General features: G+C 32.0%; 3 protein-coding genes. All 3 read left to right on the forward strand.

Translation table 11 applies throughout. From position 1 onward, the window contains the following. Positions 1–238 precede the first annotated feature (238 nt). The 3 genes from CXF65_RS00905 (at position 239) to CXF65_RS00915 (ending at position 1,915) form a co-directional block, all read left to right on the forward strand. A complete protein-coding gene (locus tag CXF65_RS00905; RefSeq protein ID WP_025652068.1) occupies positions 239–754 on the forward strand; it encodes a hypothetical protein in 516 nt (171 codons plus the stop codon). After that, the gene (locus CXF65_RS00910) at positions 751–1,275 is read left to right on the forward strand and encodes a hypothetical protein (protein ID WP_025652067.1); all 525 of its coding nucleotides are present in this window, start codon (positions 751–753) and stop codon (positions 1,273–1,275) included. The genes CXF65_RS00905 and CXF65_RS00910 overlap by 4 nt, the downstream gene beginning before the upstream one ends. A gap of 115 nt (positions 1,276–1,390) precedes the next feature. Continuing rightward, a complete protein-coding gene (locus CXF65_RS00915) occupies positions 1,391–1,915 on the forward strand; it encodes a hypothetical protein (protein ID WP_025652066.1) in 525 nt (174 codons plus the stop codon). The last annotated feature ends 111 nt before the right edge of the window (positions 1,916–2,026 follow it).

Raw genomic sequence — 2,026 nt, forward strand, 5'->3', positions numbered from 1 at the left:
ACCTGATTTGGTCTTAGATGCTTCATGCTCTTGCATGGCATCAAGCATGTCATAAAAGGTGGCTTTATGAATGCCTGTGTAGCGTTTAAAACCAGCGTCACTTTGTTTGAGTAGCTTATCTATGTTTGGCATATCTATTAAGTAAGTAGAGTTCAATAATATACGTTGTGTCTTACAACTACTTTTGCAAGAGGTCTAATGTTCATCTTTATCTATCAACGATTGGAGATTAGTAGTTATGCAGATTATGCGTAAAGAGTCGAGTGGCAAAACAACTGCTGACGGCAATAATATAGATGTAAAAATAACCAGAAGAAACTCAAACTTAAAGGTTTGTCCTATTATTAATAATTTAGTGTTTAGTGACATAAGTTTGAGGTGGCTTGAAAGTATAGACTCACGTATAGAATCAGCTAGCTGGTTAAGTAAAATTTTACCTGCCGCATTTGCAGGACTCTTATTTACAAAAAGACCTGCTGGCGGGAGGACATCATCTGGAATACCAATTAACTCAATTTGGGGTATATCGGCAAAAGCAGAGTTAGAAGCAGCCATAAAACCTGCCCCTCGAAAAATAGACGGAGCTAACTGGGTATTATTTGCAGAAGCAATGGGTAGTGTTGATCAAATAAAAAGGAACATGGTTGAAAAGGATGCTTATCGGGCTATTTTAGAATTAGAATCTGATGGCTATTCTAAACACAATAATGAAATAAAATTCTTTAAAGCTATTGCTGAAGGATGTATGCCATGAAATATATTAAATTATCATTAATATGGAGTATGACATTGTTATGCATCTCGTGTTCACAGTTCATAGGTGCTAGTGAACATTCTTTAGCTCTAGATAGAGCAGTTCAAACTATGAATGATGCAGTAGATTTGTGTGAAGAAGATAAAAACTCTATTAAAGATCCTGAACTAGATGATTTAAAAGCTATGAGCAAATTTTCTGAAAATACTATCAATGCTTATATAATATATCGTAGTAATATAAATGACCAAATTTGTCTGATACAAAATGGTGCTACACCCAGAGAATACATTTTGGCTGTAGCTTTAGATAGTAATATAGATTATTTTACTCGCAGGGAAGCCGAACACTTATTTAAAACTCTAATGCCTTATGACTTTATAGGTAATGTTAATTATATTAACAACCTACCTGAAGAAGAAAGAAATAAACTTCATCAAATAGACTACTTAAACAGTAGTTTTGATTTGTTGGTTACAACAAGGGCATTGCGAGCATATAAAGAGAATATTTCAAAGTAATTTTGTTATTCAAAGTTTTAACTTCTGCAAGCTATTCAAAGTTGTATCTCAATTTCAGCATAAAAGATCATTACAAAAAATTATTATTTCAAGCTATTGAAGATGGATGTATACCATGAAAAAAACTATATTCTTTTCATTAATATTAATTATATTTTCAGTACCAGCTTGTGCTAAAACAGAGAAAAAATTAGAAGATGAAATTACTCTAGAATCAGCAATAGAACAGTACGAGAGCACTATAGATCTATGCACTGCTGAAGAAAAAAGCAGAACTTTACCTGATGAAAGTACTTTAGAGAAGATAAGTGAAATTGACATAAAAAAAGTTCAAGATTACATATTATATCGTTCAGATATCAACTATAAGATCTGTATGCTTAAAAATGGTGCAGCTCCACTTGAATATTTTGTAGCTTTATCAACAGATAAGGCAAAAAGCTCCGCAGTACGAAAGAGAGCACGTTTAATTTCTGAAGAAATAGTCAGCAGTCATATAATAGACAAAGTAAATAACATTTCAAGTTTAACATCAGAAGAAATGTTACAACTAAAGTCAATCAGTTATTTAAACACAAGCTTTGATGCGGTTAAAACATATGATACTTTACAATCTTATAACAGCCAAAAAATCGATTGACTTAATGATAAAAATTAGAATAGTAAGAAGCAGTGCACTTTGATGTTTGATCTGAATGAGTAGATAGATATGTTGAAGCGATTAAGGTTCATTACTTCTTTTTTTATCATA

It is taken from the genome of Psychrobacter sp. Sarcosine-3u-12 (genome assembly GCF_002836005.1).
Classification (GTDB): Bacteria; Pseudomonadota; Gammaproteobacteria; order Pseudomonadales; family Moraxellaceae; genus Psychrobacter; species Psychrobacter okhotskensis.

Excerpts from the sequence above, each read along its gene's own strand:
- CXF65_RS00905 (WP_025652068.1), top strand. The coding sequence starts at position 239 with ATGCAGATTATGCGTAAAGAGTCGAGTGGCAAAACAACTGCTGACGGC.
- CXF65_RS00910 (WP_025652067.1), top strand. The coding sequence starts at position 751 with ATGAAATATATTAAATTATCATTAATATGGAGTATGACATTGTTATGC.
- CXF65_RS00915 (WP_025652066.1), top strand. The coding sequence starts at position 1,391 with ATGAAAAAAACTATATTCTTTTCATTAATATTAATTATATTTTCAGTA.